A 26,804-nucleotide genomic window follows, 5' to 3' on the forward strand; every position below is an offset into this window, starting at 1 on the left:
TTGTATTTGGACTATGTTTTGGTCTTAAAATATTCATTTGACCCACAGATGACCTCTGGTCCATGAGTATAGCGAACTAACCCAGGCTTCCTTCAATAAACAATTATCAAATAGCTGATAAATTGTTTTCTAAGTCCACCGGACAATCTTCCACCGTACGGCCCTATTTGCAGGAGCGGTACTTCTCTGGTCCATGAGCGAAGCGTGCTAACCCAGGTGTCACCACTAGTAAAATCCGTAACTAAGTAGTAGAATCCTTATCTAAGTATATATTTTATTAGCTGCACTTAAGATTGTAAAACAAGTTTTGAATATCCGATATGAAGTTGCTTGCTTTTAATCTACAACATTTCATTTTATAATGTATTTACCTATATTAGTTATCAGTGTTTAACTACTAAAATTCCAGATATATTTAAATAGCCATTTTGATGATTAGAAACGACGCTAAACCCAAAATTGATACCAGAGAAGAATTGATACTTGCCCTTAATGAGGCCGCAGAGATAGAACACTCTTTGTTAATACAGTATTTGTTTGCATCATTTACATTAAAACAATCTGTTGATGAAGGTTTGAACCCACTGGAACTTGAGGAGGTAAATGATTGGAAGAGAACAATTCTTCAGGTAGCCAGGGAAGAAATGATTCATTTTGGATCTGTTTGTAATTTACTCTCTGCTATTGGATCGGGCCCCAGAATATTAAGATCAAATTTCCCTAAACGAACGGATTATTTTTATGGTTTGGATGCTCCTTTTGAACTTACTAGGTTTAATTTAAAAACCGTTAAAAGGTTTACAATCTTTGAACTTCCACAAGGAATTGATAAATCATTTGGCATCAGAACACTTGGTTTTGCCCCCGATCCATTGCGATACAACAAAGTTGGTGAGCTATATAATAAAATACTGGAGGCGTTTAAGAAAATACCCAATATTTTAATAGGTGATCCCACGATGCAAGATCAGGATGGTTGGGGTTTAGAACGGCCTAAGGCTATGTCTGAGAGAATTTTAAAGCCTATAAGGACATTAAAAGATGTCGAACAGGCAATTGCCAATATTGTAGAAGAGGGTGAAGGGTCAGCTAGTGATCCAGATTCAATTAAAAACTCACATTACGGAAGATTTCTTGATATTAAAAAGAGGCTAAAAGAAATAAATTTTGAACCTTCAAGAGATGTAGTTAGTAATCCATCAACAAGACAACATCGTGACTCCGACCAAAGTATGGATATATCTCTGATAACCAATGAACAGACCTTGAAAGCATGTGAACTCTTTAATTCATTATACAATAGCATGTTGATCTCTCTTATCCAGTACTACTCGCATTTAGGTGAATCTCAAACAGAAAAAACACTTCTTAAAAATATTTCATGGCAATCTATGAGTGCTATAATCAGGCCCCTTGGCGAGATATTGACGCAATTACCTGCATTTACAGATAAGAAAGGGAGCGCAGGCCCGGGCTTTGAAATATACGGAGAATATTCAATGTCCCCTACCAAAACAAATCGTTTCCAAATATTAAATGAAAGATGGAAAGACCATTCAAAATCAGCAGACGGACTGATCAATATACACCCAAGAATGCCAGATGTGAGCAATAAAATAAAATGGATGTCACAAAACATTGATAATTATACTAAACCATAAAGAATGATTTCTATAAAGTTTCAAGGCTGGTTTCAGGTTCGGCTTGCTACAGATCCCGACCCATCGGATGAACCTCGTGGAATTAGCGGTTACATGTTTGCGCTTCCAAACGAGCCAGATTTGGATAGAATAATCAGGTTTCATAATCCGCTAGTTAAAAGAAGCCATACTCCCAATGTGGGGGTTTACGTCTCAGGACTATACAATAATAATCAGCCAATAGATGATCATTCGATTTTAGGATCAAAATTTAATTTAGAATCTGACCCTAAGTTTTTTGGCTTTAATTCCATAATTGCGGATGATGGAGAAGAACCTATTGCTCCATTTATTATCAGTATAGGAAATGGTCAATTCAAACTTCAGCGCTCAATTCTAAAGGGATCAATGACCTATCCGTTTAGAGATACATTGTCGCAACCTATTTTTGGAGAAAGTGCTGATATTTACGAAAAAACTTCAATATGGAATTTTGATGAGGTTATTGACAATCGAGTAAAGGCATTGCAAGATGATCTTGCAATTACCATAGATAAAATGGAAAAATATTGCATAATCAAAAGATTAGAATTCTTAAAGAGTCCAAGTGCAAAACGATTTTTTTCGGCTCGAATGTTTTGGCAACTTGCATATAATTCACGAATTGAAAAAGGAGGTCTAGCCGGAAATATTCTCGCCGAGAATATAGATAATGTAATAAAGATCGATAATGATTACCCCTGGAACATGAATTTTTGGATGGGTGCATGGGATCCGGATGCACAATGTGGATTTGTCAATGGAGTACTACGTATTCCTTTTGCAAAGCTTGTTTAAAATTAATTGCCCCGCATGATTGTTTTTATGCTCTTTTGATTACAGCTATTTATTAGAGAAAAACGTTATAATGAAAAAGGTTTTTTTATGTCATAATAGTAAGGACAAATCATTTGTAAAGGTGGTTAATGCAAATTTAAATTTAAATGGAATACCGACCTGGTTTGATATTGAAGATATTCCAAAGGGAGCTGATTGGTATAAATGGATTTTTGAGCATATTGATGAATGTGGAGGAATATTCATTTTTATTGGAAACAATGGAATTGGACATATCCAGGAAAAAGAAATAGGCAATGTATTAAGAGAATTTAATGAAGAAGAAAAGCCAGTAGTACCCATTTTAATTCCTAGTTATAAGAACAATGTGGATATTCCTAAATATATCGTCAGCCAGGTAATTAACAGATTAAATTGGATTGATTTTCGAAATGGAAACGAATTGGCCCTTTTTGATATGGTAAATGCATACAAGACAACCATAAAAGTAAAGAATGATGAAGCATTTAAAAAATTGTTAGAGTATTCGAGACTAAGGAAAAGCTGGTTGCAATTTACTATAGCTTGGATAGTTTTTCATATTCTTGGTTATATATGTATTTATGGTATTATTAGCTCCGAATTAAGTCATAATATGAAACTATTAACTGCCTCCCTTGCCACGTCAGTTATTCTTATTTCTTTACTCTTTTTTGGCAATAGACAATTGAAAATTTCCGCCAAGACAATCAATCAATCTGGTATGTACCTTGCACTTATTACGGGAATATCTATAAGTGCTTTTATTTTCACAAAATCTGGAGGCGTAAAATTAGTTGAACAAATTGGTGCGATCGCCACGATTTTTGGAACGGGAATAATTGCGGGTAAATCAGGAGGGCCATTATGGGGGATAATAACAACTATATTCGCGAGCTTAGGCGCTTTAGTTGCAGCAATAATGCTCCCATATCTTGGGACTGGCTCTAATCCAGAACCAATACCGATAATTATTGCAACTGGATTATGGGCATACCTTTTGTCGCTAATTTTGAGATATACATTGTCTGATCACAAATCAATCTATAGTTTATTATTGGAAATCAGTAAAAAACCTTTAAAATAGACATCTAGAGATAGGGAGTCTCTCGTCCATTCTGCAAAGCGGCATAAACCCAGCCTGATGAACCGGCATAACTCTTAAAATTCCACCCCGGGTACCAGGGCCCATCTAAAAAAAATCAAAAGCAGCAGAAGCACTATCAAGGGGCTCCAATATACTTTCTCATTTATTCTATTGGGAACATGTCTTATGGGTCTGCTACGAGCTGCGGCTGCCCATATCCAGGGAATTGAAAAAGCAGAGACAATAAAAGGAGTGGCTGCCTGACCCATTGGAGGAATTCTAAAAGGCACAACAAGAATGCTGCCTATAATAGCTGCTCCTACGGCGATATACCGAATATACTTCAGGTTCACTTTAGGATGGTTTAAGAGGGCATCAACAGGCGCAAATTCCAGTAGTTGTTTGCTAAACCAAATACAAAGCAAAGCTATAGCAATGGCGCTTCCTATTGCCAGGATTATCAGCAAGGGTTCACTAAGTTTTAAATATCCTACAAGCGCCTGACCCACATCGGTGCCTGGACTTAAAAACCCGATTATCACTTGAGGAATAGACTGTATGAGTCCATGAAAAGCCATCCACAATATGAAAAGTTTCCAAATACTTCCGGAGTTTCGAATAAATCTAAAAATCGCCAAACAGATCAATCCAATCAAGAAAATGGCTAGCGCTCCCGAACCCTGCATCAATGAAGCCATAGGGTGTTCTCCTATCCAGGTGTGATTGTTATGGTATAGAAAAGATTGCAGGCCAAGCGCCTTTTTACCAAGAACAAGAAATACTTCTTGCAGAAAGAAAATTATATTGAATGCCAGTGCAAAAAACACCGCAGAATTAATCATAGTAGGGTAGTGGATTTCAACTTTAGGAGTGGTAAGACCTTTGTATTTAAACCAATTGACTATTCCCCATACTATAGGGCCTATTATCAGGGAGGCAAAAAATATTTGAACTAAGATCATATTTCCACTGTTTAAATTCTTAACTGACTAAAGCTATGATTTGGTTGTTCCTTTTCGACGATTATCCAAGCTTTATGTTACATAAAGTGTTTGTTTGGGAATGATTCCAGACAGGACTTCAGATCAGAATGTGCATAAGGTGTATACTTCATTGTTCGGAAATTCCTATTCGGAATTTCTTTCGCTTCTGAACCGTGGGGTCTCGCTCCTATTTGATATCTTAGTGAAGTTGCAACGAAACCATACACGAACTCGTTAACCTTCATTATCCAATAGCCGACCAGTAGAATTTCAATACTGCACTTTAATTTTATAGTAAATAAATCTGAAACTAAGTTTAAAAACAAAAACATATGAAAACAGTACTCATTACAGGAACAAGTAAAGGCATTGGTCTTGAAACAGCGCTGACATTCGGTCGTGCTGGTTACAAAGTATTTGCCACAATGCGTAATCCTGAAGCAGCTTCCGACATGAAGCAAAAAATCAAAAACGAATCTTTGGACATCACGATTTCTAAAATGGATGTTGACTCTGATGCTTCTGTAAAGGAATGTATGGATGACTTCTTTCAAAAACATGGTTCGTTAGATGTTCTTGTGAACAATGCTGGAATTGAACGTCATGGCTCTATTGAAGAAATGTCAATGGATGATTTTGAAGCAATTATTAACACCAATTATTTGGGAGTTCTGCGCTGCACCAAAGCCGTTTTACCTCAAATGCGAAAAAACAAAGAAGGCTGTATTATAAATGTGGCATCTGTTGCAGGTCATATTGCAAATAGTCCGTTGGGGGGATATGCCGCAAGTAAGCATGCCCTTGAAGCCATTAGTGAAGCTCTGGCACAGGAAGTAAAACCATTTAATGTTAAAGTAGCTATTATAGAACCAGGGATTATCAACACCCAAATGGCAAGTGATATAGCTAAAAATGACGAGTCTATCTATCCACATTCAAAACGTTTTGCCGGTCTTTTTACGGCATCGCTCAAAACACCAACGCCACCTTCACTTGTTGCCGACAAGATTTTTGAAGTTGCAGAGAACAATGATTGGAAATTAAGACATCCCGTCGGACCAGATGCGGAACCGTTTATTGCTTGGCGTGCATCTATGAGTGATGAACAATGGGTGGATTGGAATGCTGCCGACGACGAAGAATGGTATAAGTCTGTGGAACAAGATTTTGGAATTAATGCCAGATGATGTGCCTGTTGCATGATATCAATCATCAAGCAACAGAAAACCCCTTCAATTCAGACAATAGTCGGCCTGTCAAAAGACCTGATAACAGATCATCTGAAGTGTATCCTCTGGCCGCTCTTCTAAGGGCTAAGAATTATTCTGGCGCTACAAACATCGCAATAGGCCCGGTAACCCCGTGAGCTTCCTTTTCTTTGTCCATTTCTGCTGTTCCCAGAGACTGCTCCATGGCGTCCATGTCGTTAACATCAATGGTCAGTGCTACCATATTGCTTCCATCAGCTATAGCGTAACCGACAACATTAGACCCCCATTCTGCGAATAAATCTACTCGCTCGGCATGCTTGCTCATCCAAAGATCAACATCCTTGACCGCGTGTGTAAAAACTACTTTAGGCATGATTTTTTTGTTTAGTTATAAGGTAATAAATTAATAATTAGTAAACACGAGATCTTTTTTGATTATCCTGTGGATGATTAAAAAAGGCTGCGAGATGATGCGGAGGGTGAAAGAGGGTATTAAAGGGTAGATAATTAGCAGTAAACAATTAACAATTAGCAATAAGAATTGCTGCGAGATGATGCGGCGGGCGAGAAACATACAACAGTTAATCACTTTGTGTACAATGTTCTCTGATATTTAGTATCTTAATTTTTGAAATTGAAATTCATAAGATGAAAAAACGCCAACAAAACAGAAGAGCATTTCTTAAACAAAGCAGCATAGGAACCTTAGGACTAACAATTTTGCCCTGGTCATTGCAAGCCGTTGCTCCGAGCGACACCTTACGAGTGGCCCATATTGGTGTAGGGGGAATGGGTAATAATCATATGAATTGGTTTGCCAACTTGCCCGAGGTAAAGATTGTAGCCTTATGTGATGTAGATCAGGCACATCTGACATCGACCATAGGTAGTTTGGAAAAGCTACAGCCCGATTGGAAAGTGGATGCCTACGAAGATTTTAGGCGTATTCTAGACAGAAAGGATATTGATGCAATTACTTGTGCAACTCCAGATCATTGGCACGCTACCATAGCAACTTTGGCTTTCCAGGCAGGAAAAGACGTTTATGGCGAAAAACCACTGTCTTATGATGTTCGTGAAGGACAAAAGATGTTGTCTGCTCTGAACAGGCATAATAGTATTTTTCAATTGGGAACGCAGATTCATGCCGGGGATAATTATCACAGAGTTGTAGAAATAATTAAGTCGGGCATCCTGGGCGACATCAAGACTGTCCGCTTATGGAAGCAAGGAGGCTCTCCGGAACTTCAAATGACAAAAGGACAAAGAGTACCCAGTACATTAAATTGGGATATGTGGCAAGGGCCCGCCCCCGAAAGGGAATACTTTCCGGAGCGATGTCATAATACATACCGCCACTTTTTGGATTATTCGGGAGGGACGTATGCAGATTTCTGGTGTCATATCGCCGATATTGTATATTGGTCGTTGCAACCAAAAGGCCTGCGATCTGTTAGCGCCAAGGGAGAGGTAGCAAAAGGGGTTTCGGACACTCCTGGATGGATAGATGTTGATTTTGAATTTGATAACCTCAAGCTTCATTGGACTACTGAACCCCCCAATGTTCCTGGGGCAAAAGACAGGCATATAGGCGCATATTTTGAAGGCGAAAACGGAACATTATTATGTGACTATCAAACGCGTGAAATAACAATAAACGGAGAAACGGTAACCGATTTGGACGAGGTGTCAATATCAATTCCCCGCTCGCCCGGTCATCAACAAAACTTCGTCGATGCTGTTAAGTCGCGCACTCAGCCAGAGTCCAATTTAGAATATGCCCGTGAGATGACACTACCCATGCATCTGGGGCTTATTTCCTGGAGGCTGGGAGAACCATTAAAATGGAATCCTGAGAAAGAAAAATTCGTCGGTAATAGCAAAGCAAATAAGTTGCTCAGCCGTAAAGCGAGAAAGGCCTGGGATTTGATTTAGAACGCCGTAATAGATAGGATGTAGTAACTGGGACTATAGTTAGTTTTTTATCACATTTTCCTATATTCAAGAATTGATCTACGCCATATTAATTGATTTAACCTTTTAAAATTATGAAACGCAGGGACATTATTAAACATTTGGGTGCCGTCCCCCTGGCCGGCAGTCTGTTCATAAACGAATCGGTCTATGGCAATATAGTTGCCAGGGATTCACTATTATCTGCCGCAGGGAGTATGCCCGGAGATGCAGCTATTTATGATGCAATTGGGGTGGTGCCAATAATTAACTGCAGGGGTACTTTTACAATTCTTGGCGGCTCAACAGAGCGCCCGGAAGTATTAAAAGCTATTGAGGATGCCTCGGGTTATTTTATACAATATGACGAACTGGCCTCAGGGATTGGACAAAGGCTTGCCGAGCTGACCAAGGCCGATTGGGGAATGGTATCAGCAGGCTGTGCGGCAGGGTTAAAACATGTTACTGCGGCTTGTGTAACAGGGGGCAATCCTGAAAAACTGATACGGATTCCTAACCTCTCGGGTATGGAAAAAACCGAAGTGATCTCACCCCGTTACTCCCGAAATGTCTACGACCATGCGATACGTAATGTTGGTGTAACAATGATAGACATAACATCTCCGGAAGAACTCAGATCAGCAATAGGCCCTAAGACAGCCATGATATATGTCAATTCTGGCAGGCACTCGGATACGGGTCAGCCATTATCACTCGAGGTAATAGCCGAAATTGCCAAAGAAAAGAACATTCCGGTATTAGTAGACGCAGCCGCCGAAGACCTGACAATTCCATGTGTGCATTTACAGCGAGGAGCTACCGTAGTTGCTTATAGTGGCGGCAAGGCGATTTGCGGCCCGCAATGTGCCGGCCTTTTGCTGGGCGACAAGGCCCTGCTGATGTCTGCCTGGCAGGCAAGTTCACCACATCATGGTCCGGGGCGCGACAATAAAGTGGGGAAGGAAGAAATGCTCGGCATGTTAGCCGCTGTTGAGGCATGGACCACAAGAGACCATAAAAAAGAATGGGCTACATGGCTTTCATGGCTCGATGAGATTTCCAAAAAGCTAACAAAAATTGAAGGGGTAACTGCTGAGGTGACCCAACCTGAAGGCCTCTCGAACCGAACCCCGAGATTAAACCTTAGCTGGGATCCGGATAAATTGCATATTACCGGGGAGGAAATTGCAGAGATTGTGGCGCGCAGTAAACCGAGGATTGCTATTGGGGCAGGATCTTATAAAGACAAAACCTCTATTAATATAACACCAAGCCAAATGCGCCCGGGCAATGCCAGGGTGGTAGCAAACAGGCTGTATGAAATTCTCTCAGAAAAACGCCAACCAATCTCTGATGATTTGGCCGCTGCAAATGTTGATGTGACCGGACACTGGGAGGTAACGATGGAATTTTTTACCAGTAAAAGCACCCATTACCTTTTCCTGGAGCAAGACGGCAACTGGATCAGCGGATCGCACCAAAGCGATTTTTCCACCCAGGAAATTGCTGGCTTTGCAGAAAAAGACGAAATAAAGCTTAGGAGTAACTACCGGATACCCGGAAATAGTATTAGTTATTGGTTCTCTGCCCGCCAGGATGGAGACACACTCACTGGCGACGTTTTCCTTGGAGAATACCTTACTGCCACGTTCACCGCCAAACGAGCGGAATATAAAATGCACCACAAGAAAATAGTGGTTCCCGGAGGCCCGCCATTGGCCACTTAAAATAGGATTAATAATATACCAGACACAATGTACAGACCAATTAACGGGGTTCAGAAGCCTGTAATCTTATTGCTTTTTTTGCTGATGTTATTTGCCAAAGTCCGTGCCCAACAATACGATATGTTATTGAAGGGGGGCCACCTTATAGACGCAAAAAATAACATTAATGAACTAATGGATATCGCCATTAAGGATGGTAAAATTGCCGAAGTTGCCCCGGGCATCCCGGAAGATAAAAGCATAAGGACAATAAATGTTTCCGGGCTTTATGTGTCCCCTGGTTTAATAGATATGCACACTCATGTTTTTATGGGGAACGAAGCAGGCGCTTACATTGCAAATGGGGCCACAAGTGTAATGCCAGACGGGTTTACCTTTAGGGCAGGGGTAACCACAGTCGTGGATGCAGGTTCTTCTGGTTGGAGGAATTTCCCCTTATTTAAACAGCAGACCATAGACAGATCAAAAACCAGGGTGCTTGCACTACTCAATATCGTTGGCACTGGCATGAGGAGTAGATTTGAGGAGCAGGATGTCACCGATATGAACCCGGAAATGACCGCATACAGTATAACGAAATTGTATCCGGATATCCTGGTAGGGATTAAGGCAGCACACTATTGGGGAGATTTTACTCAGGTAGACCGAGCCGTTGAGGCAGGAAAGAAAGCCAATGTGCCGGTAATGGTAGATTTTGGCGAACATAAGCCTCCTAATTCTATCGAGGCTTTATTTATGGATCATCTGAGACCCGGAGATATTTTTACACACACCTATTCTAATGGCCCCGACCAACGAGAAGCGATAGTGGATAGAAAGGGCAAGTTAAAACCATTGGTGCTGAGGGCACAGGAAAGGGGGATTATATTTGATTTGGGTCATGGCGGTGGCGCCTTTACCTGGAAGCAGGCCGTTCCCTCATTTAATCAAGGTTTTAAAGCTGATGTGGTCAGTTCCGATTTGCATACACAGAGCATGAATTCAGGAATGAAAGATATGAGCAACGTACTTTCAAAATTTATGGCGCTTGGCGCTTCCCTGCAAGATGCGATATCAAGAGCTACCTGGTCGCCGGCAAAGGTGATTAACAGGACAGACCTGGGGCATTTAAGTGTAGGGGCAGTAGCGGATGTGGCTGTCTTCAACTTACGAAAAGGTAATTTTGGTTTTCTTGATGTCAGGAAAATAAGGATTAATGGCGATAAAAAACTGGAGGCTGAGCTTACCATTATGGGCGGAGAAGTAGTATGGGACCTTAACGGGATAGCCGCTAAAGCGTATAAAGATTAAAAGCAAAACAACCATTTAATATACCAATGAGACTACTCAATTTCAAAAGTATATGGAATACTATTGGTCTGGTGCTGGTAGGCATACCGTTGTCTGCTCAGGCCCAGGAAATAGATCTTCTAATCAGAAATGGCCATGTTGTTGATGTAAAAAATAAAATAGACACTATAGCCGATGTTGCTATCACCGACGGTAAAATTCTTCAGGTTGCTTCTTATATATCAGATAAGCATGCCAAAAAAGTAATTGATGCCACTGATTTGTATGTAATGCCCGGCCTTATCGATCTGCATACGCATGTATTTGTCGGGCCTAAACCCAATAAATTTGCTGATGGAAACAATAGTCTGTCACCAGATGATTTTAGTTTTAAAGCCGGAATAACCACCGTAGTGGATGCCGGCACTTCGGGATGGAGAAATTATGAATTGTTTAAAACACAGGTAATAGATCAATCCAGGACACGAATATTGGCCTTTTTAAACATTGCTTCTAATGGCATGACTGGTGATGACCTTCAAAATGATCTTAGCGAAATGGATGTAGACAAAACAGTTGAACTGATGCTGAAATATCCTGATGCCATCGTCGGGGTTAAGATCGGTCATTATGATGGTGCGGAATGGGCTCCTTTTGACCGTGCTCTGGAAGTCGGAAATACTACAAATCGGCCTCTTTTTGTTGAATGTCATTTGCCGGAATATAAATTAGAGCAACAGCTAAACCGGATGCGTCCGGGAGACATCATTACACATGCGTTTGAAAACATCTCGGAACGTACCCCTGTTGTGGATCATCAGGGAAAGGTGCTTCCTTACGTGCTGGCCGCAAGAGATAGGGGCGTGCTTTTTGATGTGGGCCATGGAGGGGCAGGGTTCTGGTTCAACCAGGGACTACCGGCCGTTAAGCAGGGATTATGGCCCAATTCTTTCGGGACAGACCTGCATAGATTTAGTATGAACGCTGGCATGAAAGATATGCTGAACCTGATGTCGAAGTTTCTCAATATGGGGATGCCATTAAAAGAGGTACTTGCCAGGGGCAGTTGGCACCCTGCCAGGGCCATCAATAGAGAAGACCTGGGAAATTTAAGTCCCGGGGCTATTGCCGATTTGGCCATACTCCGACTAAAAAAAGGCTCCTTTGGCTACATAGATGCCAGGAATAATGTACTGAAAGGAGATCGGAAATTAGAAGCCGAACTTACCATTAAAAATGGGAAGGTGGTCTGGGATTTAAATGGACTTGCAGCACGTCCAATTAATTTTAATAAAGAATAATATTTTGAAAAATAAGGCTATTTATTTACTGATTCTTCCAGTGTTCATCATTGTAATAACCCTGGTGCAATGCACCAGCGGCAGAGAGCAATTACCAGATCCCGATCCTGATAATGGGGGCTTGTTTCTTCCAGAGGGTTTTGGAGCCCTTGTGGTGGTAGATAGCGTTGGGAAAACACGGCATATTGCAGTGCGTGAAAACGGGGATGTTTATGCCCAACTAAGCAACTCAAAAGACGGCAAGGGAACGGTTGCCATGCGAGATCTTGATAACGACGGCAAGGTGGATAGCATTGTGCATTTTGGCGATTATGTCGATAAAGGAAGGGGAGCTACGGGTCTTACCATACATAACAACTACCTCTATACCAGCACCAGGAAACATATTTACAGAACTAAACTTCAAACCGGACAACTGGTTCCTCTTAGCAAAACAGAGGTTGTATTTACAGATATGGACCCCAATGTAGATCGGAATTGGCATACCACCAAGCCAGTGGCATTTGATGACAAGGGATATATGTATGTACCATTCGGAAGCCCTTCTGACGCTTGCCAGGATATTGAGAAATTTGGTCCCGTGGGAATTCCTGGAGGCAAAGGCCTTGATCCTTGTCCGGAATTAGAATACCACGCGGGCATATGGCGTTTTGATGCCAACGCCCTTGGCCTGACACAGCAAGACGGTGTAAAATTTGCAACGGGGATCCGAAGTGTAGTGGGCATGGAATGGAATCCAAAAGACCAGACACTATATGCCATTGGGAATGGCATAGATAATTTCCATACGATCTTCCCAGATACTTTTACTGCCTGGCAGGCTGCTGTACTGCCCTCCGAGAAGTTAATTAAGATAACAGAAGGATCCAATTACGGCTGGCCCTATGCATATTATGACCATATGAAACAAAAGAATGTGCTGCAACCGGGCTATGGGGGAGACGGCAGTATTGTTGGCAGGGCCAGTGAATATGATCTGCCGTCTATTGGATTTCCCGGGCATTGGGCTCCTATGGACGTTATGTTCTATCATGGCAATCAATTTCCTGAGCGGTATAATAATGGTGCCTTTGTGGCCTTTCATGGGTCTACTGATCGTGCACCCTATCCTATGGCGGGTTTTATAGTTTGCTTTGTTCCTTTTGATGATCAGGGCCAGGCTACGGGAGAATGGGAAGTATTCGCCGATGGCTTTGCAGGGGTAGAAGTTGTTAAAAATACCAGCGATGCTAAATTCAGACCTATGGGACTTTCAACAGGGCCCGATGGATCCTTGTATATAAGTGAGTCTAACCAGGGGAGAATATGGCGAATCATGTATAATGGAGCCAAAAAAGAATTTGGCCCTGATGCCCTTACGGCCATGGAATTACGCAAGCAGACACAAAGTTATATCAAGGACCCGGATCCTGTAAAAGACGTCATTCCGGAGGGAAACACCTATAGCGGAAGGGTTATGTACAACACCTACTGTGCGGCCTGCCATCAAAGAAATGGCAAGGGGGATAACAATCGCTTTCCACCGCTGGAAGGGTCCCAATGGGTCACCGGAAACCAGGAGAGGTTAATAGATGTTGTCCTCAATGGCATGCAAGGACCAATAGAAGTGAACGGAATAACATATAATGGCTTAATGCCTTCAAATAGACATTTAGACAATTATGCGATAGCCTCTATATTAACATATGTTCGAAAAAGGTTCGGTAACGAAGCTACACCCGTAAGTACACTGAAGGTAGAGGAAATACGAAACCGGGCTTCCGGTGACAAATAATCAAAATCTTTAATCAAAATATTCACTGCGAATCAGGGAGTCTAATGACACGTTCATCTTTAACATCATATTATTGCCTTTTAGCAACATATCATCCAGGGTTCGTCCCTGTACTAAAGTGTTGCGTAAATGCATGATGTCATTGTCATCATAACTTAACAAACGCAGGTCTGCAGGATAATTTACTTTGTTTACATCCTCCATATTCTTTTGGGAAGCCGCTTCATATTGATGTGCTATTGTTAAGTCAAAAACCTTAGCAATGTCTATCAACGTATTGTTTGCAATGTCCCATTTGAATTGGCTTCCTGAGAATTTCATTAATTCAATTAAACCAGCGTCATAGTCTATCAGGGCATCAACAACATTTTGATTTTCTATAACACTAAACTTTCCGGAGTATTTAAGTTGTGTCATCGTTCGGTCATGATGTGGCACCCCAAAACCAGTATTTTGCAAAGCCAGGAAATGGTACAATTTTCTCTCCCTGCCTTTTAAAGGCCTTTTCTCCAATTCTATACTCAATGAATCTGCACCGAGGATGGTTATTTTACCAAATTCAGCATTGCGTTGCATTACGGACCGGTCTTTTTCCAAATCAACCAAATAAGATTTTATAAAAAAAATTTCTTCTGTCCGCTCATTGTTTTCTTCATTCCAATTGTTAATCTGAAGGGCAATCAAAATCCCAATGACCACAAGCAAAATTTCTCCAAGTGCATACCTTAGATATTTAAAGGGCTTGTTACCATCAAAGAGTTTTCTCCGGATTTTTCTAAAGAAACTGATCATGCAAAGAAAGTAGTTGGTTATGCTACTCAAGATAGGGAATTAAAAAATATGGCTCGAATAACAATTACAGTAACGGAGATTCTTAGACACAATTCCAGAGCAAATTATCCAAGTAAGCGTATGAATTTATTTTTGACTTTCAATAAAAAACATGATGGAAAGTAAAAGTGCTATTATACTTTTTGAAGGAAGTCTAATTAATGGCTTCTCGAATTTTTTGGTAAATATGAAGAAATTTCTTCTCTCTTTGAGAGCGATTAAGTTCAACGAGCGGAGGGTCCTTATGCACAGCCTGGTAATTAATTATTTCGGAGCTTTCAACAGTACTGTGTCTTAATGCTATCCAAAGTATTTTTAGTTTTTTGTTTTTTGCCGCATTGAGGAGTTTTGGTAACTCAACTTCTGAAATAAATTCAGACACCATAAAATCTTGACTAATTAGCAGAACAGCCGCTTTGGCTGAATTTAGAGAGGTTTCAATTTCATCTCGCCATTGATCACCTGCATTAATTTTACGGTCGTCCCATATTTTGATAAGATCCGCTTTTTCAAGAGGGATTAACCATTTTTTTAACTCAAGCAACCATTTTTCGTCCTTATGGCTATAACTTATAAATAAAGGTTTGGCCGTTTCTAAAGTGGGTACGGCAACATGTAAGAAATATATAATTTTTTTATTACGATCAATATTATAAGTAATTTCTATTGAAGGTTGATCATGTTTATAGATGTATGTGTCTTTCGATAAGGGTAAAGTCTGTAAAGGAAATTGATCAGGGTCTTCGGTAAGCGTATCTTCAATTTCATCTAAAATAGGCCGTAATTCCTGAGGCATAGCTCGGCGTGATAGTTTGGCCGTCCTTGAGTATATAAATGAATATTCTGTAAATTCTAAACTTGCATCCATTCTTCTATTTATCTATCAAAACACAATTAATTTAAAGTTTGGTTTTCTATGGCTATAATCTTCACTAGATTACTATCATGTTCAATTTGACAAAGAATTTCTAGAGGAATGTCTGGAACTGCAATAGTCGCCAGTTTATTCGTTGATTTAGTAGTTTGAGATTCCAATTCTAAAAGAAAGTTGTCTATTTGTTCTTGTATTGCAATTCGTGAAGATTCACTTAGAACGCGGAAGGAGTCTTTGAAATTTCTACTTTTTAGAATGGCGAACGTTCCAGATTTAACCTGTTTATCATTTTCAATTGTGCTAATTGCTTGATTCCTCCTTATCTGGGCCCTGGCAATCTTGGCAATAACTTCATAGTCATCAACAGGGATAAGTATTTGCATGTTTTTATCATTAGCATCCATATTATAATTAACTAATGATTTATATAAGCGATCTATAACCTGTAAGCGACTATTATTTCTTCTGACTATTCCAATTGAGAGTAATCCATTTATTAGAAAATGAATAATCAACAGGACAAATAAGAATGCACCACCAGATTCGACACCAAAACTAATAAACACATAAATACATGATATTATGATTAGATAGGTCCAAACTTTGAGAATCTTATCAATAATATTAAGCAATTTGGTTTTTTCTCTTTCCTTTTTCCAGGGAGAGCTAATTGCTTCTTCAAAACCAAGGTTACGAAATCTTTTGGTCTGTTGACGGATATTTTTAACTAGGGAACTAACGGGTAGATACGACCAAATAATAATAAAAATTAGTATTGTCTGGATTAATCCAAATGGAAGTAAAAAATAAAAGAATGAATCGCTAGTCCTGGGGATTAGGTCGATTGAAAGAATAATCATGGTAACAACTGTAATAGCGACATAAATTATGGAGCTAAATTGTAGAATCTTAAACATTTTATTTTGTCGCTTAGTAAATACGGTAGCGTTCCTTTCTATTTCTAAGGCGGACAGGGCCAGCTGCAACTGATTTGAGTCTATTACTAATTTATCAATACTAGTAGACATTTATTTAATTAATTCGAATCAATTTAAAGGTAAGTTTTTCTAAGGAGTATAGATGAAATTGATCAATTAAATATGAAGAATATTAATACACATTTACCAATTGGAGTTTACAATGCCAATATTTAACCCGTCTTACTCCATTTTATTCCGAAACTCCTTGTAAATCAATTACTTTCAATCAAAATTCTAAAATCATGAGATATTTAATTTTGACGTTGATAGGCCTTTTTGCAACCTCCCAGCTACATGCCCAGCAAGACAATTCCAATATTGCAGCATCTTCTACCCCGGTGAATGGAGGAGCACTTTATTACGACTTGGATTTTGTTCATTGCACGGTGGGCTTTACCATTGGCCATATGGGAATAAGTGATGTTTCCGGTTCCTTTTCCGGATTTAAGGGCGCCCTGGTATATAACACAGAAGACCTGAAACAACTTAGCACAACATTTGTTATTGATGTTGGCAGCATTAACACCAATCAGACCTGGAGGGATAAAGATTTGCAATCTGCCAAATGGTTCGACAAAGAAAACCATCCACACATACTGTTCCAAAGTGATGAAATAACGCTGACAGATACTGGGTTCGATTGGAAGGGCCAGCTTACCATGAAAGGAATTACTAAAGACATTACTCTTAATATGCAAAAACCTTCGGGATATGTGAAATCGTATCTTGGGCACCATTTGGCCTTTAAAGGAAGTACCAAAATCAACCGCAAGGAGTTCTCAATAGGAGAAGACACCTGGTGGAACAATGTTATTGAGGGCATTGCCCAATTAGACGATTTTGTAGAGATACATCTCTCCATAGCTTACCAATTACAAACCCCCGAGTTTATTAAAAGCCGGTTTTATGAAAATGAAACTGTCCTTTATGAAGCTGCGACAACCAGTGGGGTTGATAAGGCAATAAGTGTACTGGAACAACAAAAAGAAGCTTATAAAAACAAAGCAGATAAAAATGAGGATGGTTTTGATGCAATTACCGGGCAGGATCTCAATACGGTCGCTAAAGTGATACTCATAGAAGGCAACTACAAAAGGGCCGAGCAACTCCTGCTCCGCAATATGGAGTCTTTTCCACAGGATGATACCATTTTGGCAGAATTGGCGAGCTTTTATCTCAGGACCAAACAGCCAGATAAGGCAAGGAATATGGTTTTAAAATGCCTTGCCATAAACCCGTTTAATGCGGTGGCTTTGGAAATGAAACGCCGGATAATTAATAAAGTATAGCATCTATACCTATATTTAATGGTCAGAATACGCAAGTTTGATAAAAGATATAACAGTTGAAAAAAGGCATATTTAAAAATAATTACTGGTTTTTTGGCTTCTGGCTGCTTTGTGGTTTGGTGGTTGCTCTGGCAGAAATCTACAAAAACTGGATGGCAGAACTCCAATACGACGAGCCGTCCATATTGTTGGTTTCGAGTATTATCTGGGAGTATGTTGCCTATGCTTTTATTGTCTTCTTATTTCCCTGGAGCTGGGGTAAAAAAAGTAATCATTACAGGTGGTTTCGGGTGGTATTGGCAGGCTTGGTTTTTAGCCTGATCTATATTGGGGTGCTATCGTTTATAGAATGGGTAGAATTTGGTAAGAACTATAATTTCTGGAATGGGTTAAAATTCAGTTTATATCATTTGCCCTTTGTATGGGCTGCCTATGCCACGATCAGTCTGCTGATTTATTATTTGAAAGAGTCCCGGGCTCAAAAGGCCAAGTATGAAAACATGAAAATGACCAGGGCGGAATCCAAAAAGGTGTTTTCTGAAGTGATGAATTTACTAGTTGGCCAGGAATATTATTTAAGAAGTGGGTTAAAGCTTACAGAAGTTTCTCAGCGCCTTAATGTTCCGATTAATAAGGTCTCCCGCGCTATTAATGAAAATTTTCAGGGAAGTTTTTCCGATTTGGTTAACACCCAAAGAATACGTCATGCTAAAAAGTTATTGGCAGACCCTGCTAACTTTAACAAGTTGTATGCCATTGCCATGGATTCTGGCTTTAGCAACAAAGTATCCTTTCACCAGTATTTTAAAAAAACACAGGGCATTACACCTCAGGAGTTCCGAGATAATAGCCGTCTTTCTGGCAATAACATGAGGGTGAGTTAGATCAGGAATCAATTTATCTGGAACAAGTGGGGTAGTTCCCTTTCTTTTGTGGTTGGGTTTCACCTCCGGGGCGGTTCACGAGAGTGTCCTGGATAACAACCACAAAGAGCTACTAAACCTTATTCCATCTAATTGTTTTCCACTTCTGTTCCTGCTACCGGCCGCCACAGGGTCCATACTATAATAAATCCCCAAATAAAGTCGGAAGTACTGGTTTCTATCAGATGAGCTATCCGCACCATTTCGGGCATGATAGGATTAGGCAGCAATAATCCGCTGCTGCCAAGGATGGTAAATAAAAGCCCCAGAAGAACACCATTCGAGATTTTATTACCCCTGGCCATCTTTAAGACCAGGATACCAATAAGAATCCATAAAAACCCTCTTAAAATTTGAAACAGGTAAAGTCCGGATTGGAAATTTCCTTTCATGATCTCCACAAACGAATCCATCTCCGTGGTACCCGAGTACAGGAGCCGAACATCTTCAAATTGCCATGCAACGAAATAGCCAAAGGCAAAATAGATCAATGGCCAAATGACGGCCGAAAGAAATAATATCCTTTTGATGCTGAACTTATGAGGAACCCCATCGTCACTTTTGTCGGGCTTAGATTTAAATTTACCAGTGATCCAAGTTGCTATCACGGAAAAGGCAGCAAGGGTACATGCCCCACCAAGAACTATCGCCGCAATACCATTGCCGGGTAACCCAAGACTATCATTAAACCAAACCGTCTCTATTTGAGACATGAAATACTGGATTCCAAAGGAAACAAGGAAGACATAACCAGCCAGTTCCCATCCCCTATATCGGGCCTTGTAAATTAGTTGAAGTATAATCCCTGCATTAAGCGCACTGACCAAAAAGAAAATGAATCCTGCAGCGGCATTGCTATCCGTTTCCATTTCCATAAGACTGCTGGGAAAAACCAAATTCCCAATCATCAAACCTCCCCCCCATAAAATCATCATCAGGATGCTCAGCCCAATCCAGATTGAAATCTTCTTCATTGATTTCATATTGTTTTGAAATTTTAATGAATAACGAAACGGCTTAAAGGTCTATCAATGAACATTCATAAAATATGATAATTGTCAACCCCTCAAAGACTTCGGAGATTTTCTGGTCTTTTGCTAAAATAACGGGCCAACCCGGCCAGACTTCCGGCAGGTTGGATGAGACTATACAACAATAAGGAATAACCGTTTTAATTTTCGCCGGAAATAGCATCCTTAAATTTGTTATACAAAAACGATACGATCAAAAGGAGCACCCCTAATGCCACCAGGACAATGGTTTTTGAAAGTGTACTGAGGTGCGATATATCGTAAAAAAATAATTTTGCCAGGGTCACCGAAAACAATATTATAGCCCCTACACGAAGGTGTTTTTTCTTCTTCCAGATGCCAAGGACAATCAATGCCAGAGCATAAACGCCCCAAAGTATCGTTAGTCCAAGTTTATAGGAATCTAACGAACCAGAAAGATCTAACCAGTTGATGAGTTCACTACTTATAATCCAGGCGATAGAAATATGCAGGCCAATATCAAAAACCAGGGAGGAAGAACTATTCAGGAAGCCTTGTTTTATGTATTTGTAACAGGCAGTGAGCACTACCGCTACAAACACATATGAAATGTATCGGATTCCAATGTGGAACCCTCCTATTTCATAATAGCTGGATAGCTCCTGACTTAAATAACTCTCTCGCAACTCACTTAATGCCAATAGCCCCAGGGTTAAAAAGCTAAACAGCGCCAGGATGTTCAAAGCTATGCTTACATAATTCAGGCTCCTGCATTTAAACTTTAGGATATTTACAAAGGAGAGTGCTGAAACAAAAAGCAAGAGGTAATTAATCAGCCAAACGATTTTAAAATACTTTAAATCCGAATTGTAAAGGGTCCCTGAGTAAGAGCCATCTTCTATTGCGGCATTGGTCATTGAATCAGCATAAAGATGATCAAAGTAAAGTGATATTTCAATGCCGAATGTTGCAAACACTACTACTAAAAGAATCCCCGAAACACCATAAGAAACCAAATTCATGATTTCTTTCCTCCCAACCCAGGGCGAATTATGTTTAGTACTATAATGCAGTAGGTTTATATATGCAAATAACGCAGCGAAGATCAACGCACTTAGAAAATCAATGTTGAGTATTGGCGTAAAGCCTTTGGAAGTTGCATTGATATCATTGTAATTAAGCGTCTGGCTCCAATCCTGGGTAATGCTAAAAAAGGCCAGGAGCATCAATACGTACCCTATTTTTTCATAACGAGGGGTGTTTTTTGTTCTCCCAATCCAAAATAACAGGGTTGCCTCCGCCACCCACAGCAGCGTTACCCAATTACCATCTAATTGAACGGGAATGGCTAACGTTAAAAACACCAATACCAAACCAGTCACAAAAAAGAATATATTTTTATCTGCCAGCTTTTGTTTATAAATAAGCAGGCTGACCAACAAATGCAAAACAGCGTTTAAAAGAGTGTATCCACCCAAATAGGCATGGCCATCTACAGTAGCATCTATGACACTGTAACCAATACCATAAAAAACAAAGGAGTTGGCCAGCAGTAAAAAGACATCAAGCATTTTGAAATCCTCCTTCTTGAATATCTTATAGGCAAGGAACGTAAGATAAAAAATCACGAAGAACAGCGCTGAAAAAATAACGGCCAGCCAGAAATCTTCATTACTTTGATAGCTAAAGGCATACCAGCTAAGGAACACTAACCAGGTTATGCCAAAGGATACCACATTAAGCGGCTTCCAGTATTTCTTAAAGGCAATAAACAGTATGCCACAGTTTATGATGGCCATATAGCTAAAAAGAATGCTTACATCACCTCTGGTTTCGCTTAATAAAAAAGGAACACTATAAGCGCCAACCAGCCCAATATGAGCTATTAATTGCCTGTTGTAATTTAGTGCGATAACCACCGTTGCTACCGTAAGCAATAGCATTAGTATAAAGGCGAAGACCAATGGGAAGAGCGCATAAAATGAATAGGCGGCAAAGGTTATAAAATACATGATGGTCATAGCCCCACTAACCAATATGGCACTAAAATTCAGGTAGTTCTTCTTTAGCTTTATGCTGATCCCCAATAATGACAGGCCTACTATATAACCAAGGATGATCCGTACTAACGGACTTATTAAATCATTGTCAATAGAATACTTTGCTCCTATGGCAACGCCTATGATCAGGATGGCAATACCAATTTTGCTAATCAGATTTTCACCAATATATTTTTCCAGGTCCACTTGTCCCTTGTTCCCAGTTTTAATTTCGGTGGAATCAGAATGCTTTACAGGACCCGGAGTACTCGCAGGGCTCTCAGGAATTCCAGGGGTTGCTTCTGTGGCTTTCTGAGCGACTTTCAGATCGATGACCCTTGCCGGTATAACCGCCCAAAGTAAGAGATAGACCAGGACACCAATACAGAAAAACACCGAAAGCAGTATCCAGAACAAACGCACTACTAGTACATTGATTCCAAAATAAGCTGCTATGCCTGCACAAACACCACCTAAGACCTTATTTCTTGTATCACGGGCGAAACCGGGTTTTGGTTGCTCAACGGGCTGCTCTTCCACCATAGTTGCTGCAGGGGCGGGGGCTTCTTCCGGAGGTAAATCAACTTTGTGTTCCTCAATAACAGGGGGTTGTTGCGCTTCAGCTTGCAGTGAAAGGATTTCCGTACGTAAGTCATTTATTTCTGAGGAAAAATCTTCCTGTTTTTTTAATAATGCTTCAAGTTTTTCCAGAAGCAACATTATTTGACGCTGATGATCTGTCATAGAGCTGTTTTAAAAGGCTGTTTATTTCTAGGCCTTAGCCTTAACGTGTTTTGGCCAAGATAGTTGTTTAAATCCTGGTTTAAAATAATAGTAGATACTGCATTCCAAACAAATAAGGTGCTCCTCCATCGCTGTGACCAGGAAAACAGACGGTTGGGAAGAACATCTGATACCTACTGCATTTTTAGAGAAATGAAAAAGCCAGGAACCCCTAAAGAATCCCGGGCTTTTCAAAATAAAGTTTAAATCCTTTACTGTCCGCTTATGGCAGTGTCTTTTTGCTGCACCTTCTTTTGGTTGGTTTCAAGAAACTGATATTCTTGTTCCAGAAACTCTACATAAGACTGTCCTTTGGCAAAATCTATATTATCACCAAACAGTACAACAATCCCTTCCAATGGCTCTTTATAGGGGTTGTAAATAACATGTTTTACATAAGGCCCAATAAATACACTCATGCCGGGCTCAATATCATATTCTCCCTCTCCAAACAGGCCCTTACCGCGTCCTTTGGTAAAGATCATCAGGTTGGGCACCTGCCCCTTATCCAGATTCCGGTCGTCATTGGCCGCTTCATCTGTACCCAAACTAAACCAGCCTATGCGCTTGTCTTTCATTGTGTAGAGCGACACTAAAGCTGCCCCGTGGCTGGGTAATGAACTATCTCTGTTGAATCTTGTAATCTCCACTGGGTCCTTTTTCCAGAAATGTTCCAGGATCTGGTAAGAGATGCCATCGTCTTTATGCGTAAAAGAATAACCGTCCATCACCAATATGTCAAGAGCAACCTTATCGGCAGCGGTAGAGCGGGCAGAAGCTGTACTGGCCGTCCAGAATTTGGAGTCGATCTTTTTTAGAACTTCTGCATCGTCAAACTTAAAATACCATGTAGGCTTTTTGGGTTTTCCTTTGTACAACCCAACCTGGTTTGGTCCATAATTGTGGAAGGTATATTGTTTTTTCTTCCCCACTTTATATCCTTCTTCTTTCCTTTTAGATACAATATACCACCAGTCGTCCCCTACGACTATGCCAAAAGTTGCTGACAGGGCCATAGGGTCTGTTTTATAACTTTCCGCAAAAGACTGGAGAATTTCCTGGGTGTTCTGGTGCTGTTGCTGCCCTAAAACGGCTGAATTGGAGCAGCACAATAGCGCAACCCCCAGGATGAAATTGATACAATAATTGTTTGTTTTTGAATTTGTTTTCATGATTTATAAAATTTAAATGATTGATGTGAAAGCGAATATAGGAGCGCAAAAAGACCTGCGCCAGAATTTGGCCCTGTTTGGGGTGAAATTTGCCTATTTGGGGTGAATTTAACCTATTGAAACCGCTTGTACTTGTGAAGGCTGTCCAGAGTGTCTGTAGCAAAGGTTTTGGATACGGGGATTTCCGAATCAATATGGCTCATGGTAATCCGGAGGTCTGTAATTCCGCCTTTGATAGAGTGTACATTATACAGGTTTACCATATATGAGCGATGGCATCGCACCAGGAAGTCTTGCCCTAGTGTACTATACAATCTGCTCAGGGAAGAACGGATTAGGAACCTTGACGGGGTTCCATTTTTCAGGTAGAACAATTCTATATAATTATCCTGTGCCCGGGCATATATAAAATCGGACACAGAGATAGAAATTTTGTCTTTTACCCCTTCGCCTGCAAAATGAAGCATCTGGGTGCGGTCTATGGTAGCTTCCAGATTGGTAAGTACCGCATCGTAATTTTCTTGTAACTTTTTATACCTGAAATAGAAATAGGTTCCAGCCATTGGGAAGAGCAAAACGGCCGACAGATCTATAATAAATCCAGGGACACTAGATAGTCTCCAGTCGTGCCAGTCTCCCATGATATTGTAGGTAAGGAAAACAATAAATCCTGTGAATATCAGTGTCCATAGTGTCCATCCAACAACAAAACTTAGGCTGGTTTGGTTTCTGAAGAAAAATTTTACACCAAACTCATTAATGAGTGTTAGCACTATGGTTACTGGCATAAAGATGCCAATCTCCAAAAGGAAATTTGCAGTGTATTCGTGAAATGGATCGTAATTACTTACCCCAAACGGCAGGAACACCATTAGAAAAAGATATAGGAATGTCCCGTTTGCGATACTCAATATCCACTTATAGCGGGTAGTATGGAAGAAGGTATGAGTAGAATCCATTCCCGACAAATATAGGGTATTAGGAAGATGACCCGCAAAATTCTATCCGTCTGTCCATTTTGGTATACAGTGGAAATCCGTCAGGTGGCGCAACCATCGTACATGTATAGTCTTGCATTCAGCTCTAATACTTTAACCAATAGATGGCAACCTCAGGCAAACTGGTCCTTAGCTTCTATCAGATAATGATTACTGGCAGAACCTGCTGTTCGGGCCTCGAGGTGAGGAACATATTCCTCATCTGTCATAAAGGCAAGGGCAGCTGCTTTGGAGGGCCATTCTATTATAACACGAAGTCCTACGGCGCCCGTATCACCTTCTACCTGTTCATGGCTGGCAGTTCTGGCAAGGTATTTCCCCCCGTGTTTGGCAACAAGTTTACTCGCAACCGGGAGATAGTCCGGAATCCATGCATCGCTGCTTGGTGTTACGTCTAAGACAGAATAATAACCTGATGAATTTTCCATGATTTTTTAGTTTAGTTGGTTTGGTAGCTATATGTGTTTAAGGTACAAAAGAAATTCCTATGATGTATATCGTTGATTTGTCAAATATGCCGGTTTAGTATGAGCTAAATGAGTTGATTTATATTATGTTGCTAAAAGTCGATTTTATAAATTCATTTTGAATGTAGAGGTGTTATTTAATTGGCCTGGCCAATAGGTGAGCCTATTTCAATTGAGGGCTCGTAGGTCAATGCCAATATTAGTATAGCTATTACAGGAAGGGCAATGGCGGCAACAGTTGCCCAGTCTGATCCAGACTTGTTTTGTGACAATACCTGAATGATTTCAGTATCATTTAATTTTACTTTGGTGAATTCACCTGATTTTCTTTTAACGCCGTAGTAATTACCGTCTTCAAATGAAATATAGTGATACTTAATAGTTTGATTGGCTTTTGTTTTGATCTTTACTTTTTTCTGTTCCAGGGAAGCTTGCTTTAATGTCACAGGGCGCTTTAAGTCATAAACCACACAACTTTGAAAGAGAATAACAGTAACTAAGAAGAGTGCAATAGCCTTTAGCCATTTACCAAAGTTTTTCATAAGAATAAGTTTTGTCTGTTTATTTAAGGAAAAAAGGTAGTAATTAAATAGTAATGGCCGCCATCTTATCTCTAGTTTTTTGCTATCTTTAATAGGTTATCCCCTCTTTTATTTAATATACTTTTAATCTAAAAATTTAAACTAATGAAAACAATCCTGATCACTGGCTGTAGCTCTGGTTTTGGCCATGACGCAGCAAAATACCTGGCGGAAAAGGGGCATCATGTTATTGCCACTATGCGGAATATTGATGGTAAAAATGCCCAGGCCGCGGCCGACTTAAAAAACTATGCCAGCGAAAATGGCTATAAAATAGACGTTCTTGAAATAGATGTAACATCTGATGATAGCGTGGCTAAGGCTGCGGAACAACTTCCAGATATAGATGTACTTATTAACAATGCCGGCCTCGGTTTTGGTGGGGCCGTAGAAGCCTTTACCTCTCAGCAATGTCTGGATCAACTAGATCTTAATATTGTTGGCACTTTGCGTGTGGCCAAGGCGGTATTACCCGGTATGCGGGCACGCAAATCTGGCCTTATCATTCAGGTGAGTTCCATAGCAGGGCGTCTTGCATTCCCTGGTTTTGGAGTTTATCACGCCAGCAAATGGGGCCTGGAAGGGCTGAGCGAATCTATGCGATATGAACTTGCACCACATGGAGTTGATGTTGTAATGGTAGAACCAGGACCTTTCTCTACCAACTTTTTTGGCAATATGATCCCGGCTAGTAGCGAAGATGTGGCACAGGCCTATCAACATGTTACCGATTTTAATGAGGGTTTTGGAGCACAGGTTACGGAACTCTTCGAAAGTGAAGAAGCACCTACAGATCCCATGATTGTAGTTAAAACCTTTGAAGCTTTAATTAACCTTCCTCCCGGACAACGCCCACTGCGTACCATAGCGGGGCTCGATTTTGGCGCTCAGGCGGCTAATGATGCAATAGAACCCATAAGAAAGGGAGCTTTGGCAGCGATGGAAATAGCCGATTTAGACGGCCCGTCACCAGCGATTAAAGTTCAGGAAGGATAGCCTGCCTTACTGGTTTTGACCTGCTTTCATATTGGACAAAATAAGTACCTGTAACAACTATAAAAGCCTTCTAAAATAG

The 26,804-nt window shown here is 40.4% G+C and carries 23 protein-coding genes; 12 read left to right on the forward strand and 11 right to left on the reverse strand.

Translation table 11 applies throughout. The annotated features are described in order from the left end of the window. Positions 1-431 precede the first annotated feature (431 nt). The 3 genes from J1G40_RS00660 (at position 432) to J1G40_RS00670 (ending at position 3,582) form a co-directional block, all read left to right on the forward strand. Entirely contained in the window at positions 432-1,661 is a 1,230-nt protein-coding gene (locus tag J1G40_RS00660; protein ID WP_265240341.1) for a ferritin-like protein, read from the forward strand. 3 nt (positions 1,662-1,664) lie between these two features. Next, entirely contained in the window at positions 1,665-2,477 is an 813-nt protein-coding gene (locus J1G40_RS00665; RefSeq protein ID WP_265240342.1) for a hypothetical protein, read from the forward strand. 70 nt (positions 2,478-2,547) lie between these two features. After that, the gene (locus J1G40_RS00670; protein WP_265240343.1) at positions 2,548-3,582 is read left to right on the forward strand and encodes a toll/interleukin-1 receptor domain-containing protein; all 1,035 of its coding nucleotides are present in this window, start codon (positions 2,548-2,550) and stop codon (positions 3,580-3,582) included. Between the two features lie 74 nt (positions 3,583-3,656). On the opposite strand, the gene J1G40_RS00675 is transcribed toward J1G40_RS00670, so the two are convergent. After that, positions 3,657-4,544: a hypothetical protein gene (locus tag J1G40_RS00675; RefSeq protein ID WP_265240344.1), complete on the reverse strand. Its 888-nt coding sequence runs from the start codon at positions 4,542-4,544 to the stop codon at positions 3,657-3,659. A gap of 353 nt (positions 4,545-4,897) precedes the next feature. On the opposite strand from J1G40_RS00675, the gene J1G40_RS00680 reads away from it, so the two are divergent. Continuing rightward, the gene (locus J1G40_RS00680) at positions 4,898-5,752 is read left to right on the forward strand and encodes an SDR family oxidoreductase (protein ID WP_265240345.1); all 855 of its coding nucleotides are present in this window, start codon (positions 4,898-4,900) and stop codon (positions 5,750-5,752) included. Between the two features lie 133 nt (positions 5,753-5,885). On the opposite strand, the gene J1G40_RS00685 is transcribed toward J1G40_RS00680, so the two are convergent. Continuing rightward, complete coding sequence (locus J1G40_RS00685; RefSeq protein WP_265240346.1) at positions 5,886-6,149, reverse strand: hypothetical protein; 264 nt, start codon at positions 6,147-6,149, stop codon at positions 5,886-5,888. 275 nt (positions 6,150-6,424) lie between these two features. Here J1G40_RS00685 and J1G40_RS00690 point away from each other — a divergent pair, with 275 nt between their 5' ends. The 5 genes from J1G40_RS00690 to J1G40_RS00710 all read left to right on the forward strand — a co-directional run bounded on the left by J1G40_RS00690 (position 6,425) and on the right by J1G40_RS00710 (position 13,800). Further along, positions 6,425-7,711 (forward strand): Gfo/Idh/MocA family protein, encoded by a 1,287-nt coding sequence (locus J1G40_RS00690; protein WP_265240347.1) that lies wholly within the window; start codon positions 6,425-6,427, stop codon positions 7,709-7,711. Between the two features lie 113 nt (positions 7,712-7,824). Beyond that, on the forward strand, positions 7,825-9,456 hold the full coding sequence (locus J1G40_RS00695) for an aminotransferase class V-fold PLP-dependent enzyme (protein ID WP_265240348.1): 1,632 nt from the start codon (positions 7,825-7,827) through the stop codon (positions 9,454-9,456). Positions 9,457-9,483: 27 nt separating this feature from the next. After that, positions 9,484-10,746, forward strand: a complete 1,263-nt coding sequence (locus J1G40_RS00700) for an amidohydrolase/deacetylase family metallohydrolase (protein WP_265240349.1) — start codon at positions 9,484-9,486, stop codon at positions 10,744-10,746. Positions 10,747-10,772: 26 nt separating this feature from the next. After that, positions 10,773-12,026, forward strand: a complete 1,254-nt coding sequence (locus J1G40_RS00705; RefSeq protein WP_265240350.1) for an amidohydrolase/deacetylase family metallohydrolase — start codon at positions 10,773-10,775, stop codon at positions 12,024-12,026. Between the two features lie 4 nt (positions 12,027-12,030). Further along, on the forward strand, positions 12,031-13,800 hold the full coding sequence (locus J1G40_RS00710) for a PQQ-dependent sugar dehydrogenase (protein ID WP_265240351.1): 1,770 nt from the start codon (positions 12,031-12,033) through the stop codon (positions 13,798-13,800). Positions 13,801-13,809: 9 nt separating this feature from the next. Here J1G40_RS00710 and J1G40_RS00715 read toward each other — a convergent pair whose 3' ends face one another. From J1G40_RS00715 to J1G40_RS00725, 3 genes are all read right to left on the reverse strand, one after another. After that, positions 13,810-14,592 carry a DUF6090 family protein gene (locus tag J1G40_RS00715; protein WP_265240352.1) on the reverse strand — a complete coding sequence of 261 codons (783 nt, stop codon included), beginning with the start codon at positions 14,590-14,592 and terminating at the stop codon, positions 13,810-13,812. Positions 14,593-14,785: 193 nt separating this feature from the next. After that, entirely contained in the window at positions 14,786-15,499 is a 714-nt protein-coding gene (locus J1G40_RS00720; RefSeq protein ID WP_265240353.1) for a toll/interleukin-1 receptor domain-containing protein, read from the reverse strand. A 26-nt stretch (positions 15,500-15,525) separates the two neighbouring features. Next, positions 15,526-16,533, reverse strand: a complete 1,008-nt coding sequence (locus tag J1G40_RS00725) for a hypothetical protein (protein ID WP_265240354.1) — start codon at positions 16,531-16,533, stop codon at positions 15,526-15,528. 194 nt (positions 16,534-16,727) lie between these two features. On the opposite strand from J1G40_RS00725, the gene J1G40_RS00730 reads away from it, so the two are divergent. Both J1G40_RS00730 and J1G40_RS00735 read left to right on the forward strand, forming a co-directional pair. Continuing rightward, positions 16,728-17,774, forward strand: a complete 1,047-nt coding sequence (locus J1G40_RS00730; protein ID WP_265240355.1) for a YceI family protein — start codon at positions 16,728-16,730, stop codon at positions 17,772-17,774. Between the two features lie 56 nt (positions 17,775-17,830). Next, on the forward strand, positions 17,831-18,658 hold the full coding sequence (locus J1G40_RS00735) for a helix-turn-helix domain-containing protein (protein WP_265240356.1): 828 nt from the start codon (positions 17,831-17,833) through the stop codon (positions 18,656-18,658). Positions 18,659-18,786: 128 nt separating this feature from the next. On the opposite strand, the gene J1G40_RS00740 is transcribed toward J1G40_RS00735, so the two are convergent. The 6 genes from J1G40_RS00740 to J1G40_RS00765 form a co-directional block, all read right to left on the reverse strand. Beyond that, a complete protein-coding gene (locus tag J1G40_RS00740; RefSeq protein ID WP_265240357.1) occupies positions 18,787-19,671 on the reverse strand; it encodes a hypothetical protein in 885 nt (294 codons plus the stop codon). Between the two features lie 197 nt (positions 19,672-19,868). Continuing rightward, positions 19,869-22,472, reverse strand: coding sequence for a DUF2339 domain-containing protein (locus J1G40_RS00745; protein WP_265240358.1), 2,604 nt, complete (start codon positions 22,470-22,472; stop codon positions 19,869-19,871). Between the two features lie 251 nt (positions 22,473-22,723). Further along, complete coding sequence (locus J1G40_RS00750; protein ID WP_265240359.1) at positions 22,724-23,683, reverse strand: hypothetical protein; 960 nt, start codon at positions 23,681-23,683, stop codon at positions 22,724-22,726. A 113-nt stretch (positions 23,684-23,796) separates the two neighbouring features. After that, complete coding sequence (locus J1G40_RS00755; protein WP_265240360.1) at positions 23,797-24,642, reverse strand: LytR/AlgR family response regulator transcription factor; 846 nt, start codon at positions 24,640-24,642, stop codon at positions 23,797-23,799. A gap of 152 nt (positions 24,643-24,794) precedes the next feature. Next, a complete protein-coding gene (locus J1G40_RS00760) occupies positions 24,795-25,109 on the reverse strand; it encodes a DUF1330 domain-containing protein (protein WP_265240361.1) in 315 nt (104 codons plus the stop codon). 176 nt (positions 25,110-25,285) lie between these two features. Further along, a complete protein-coding gene (locus J1G40_RS00765) occupies positions 25,286-25,690 on the reverse strand; it encodes a hypothetical protein (RefSeq protein WP_265240362.1) in 405 nt (134 codons plus the stop codon). Between the two features lie 144 nt (positions 25,691-25,834). On the opposite strand from J1G40_RS00765, the gene J1G40_RS00770 reads away from it, so the two are divergent. Continuing rightward, positions 25,835-26,725 (forward strand): SDR family oxidoreductase, encoded by an 891-nt coding sequence (locus tag J1G40_RS00770; protein WP_265240363.1) that lies wholly within the window; start codon positions 25,835-25,837, stop codon positions 26,723-26,725. Positions 26,726-26,804 lie beyond the last annotated feature (79 nt).

Origin of the sequence: Muriicola sp. Z0-33 (genome assembly GCF_026126425.1) — a bacterium.
Lineage (GTDB): Bacteria > Bacteroidota > Bacteroidia > Flavobacteriales > Flavobacteriaceae > JAFMPW01.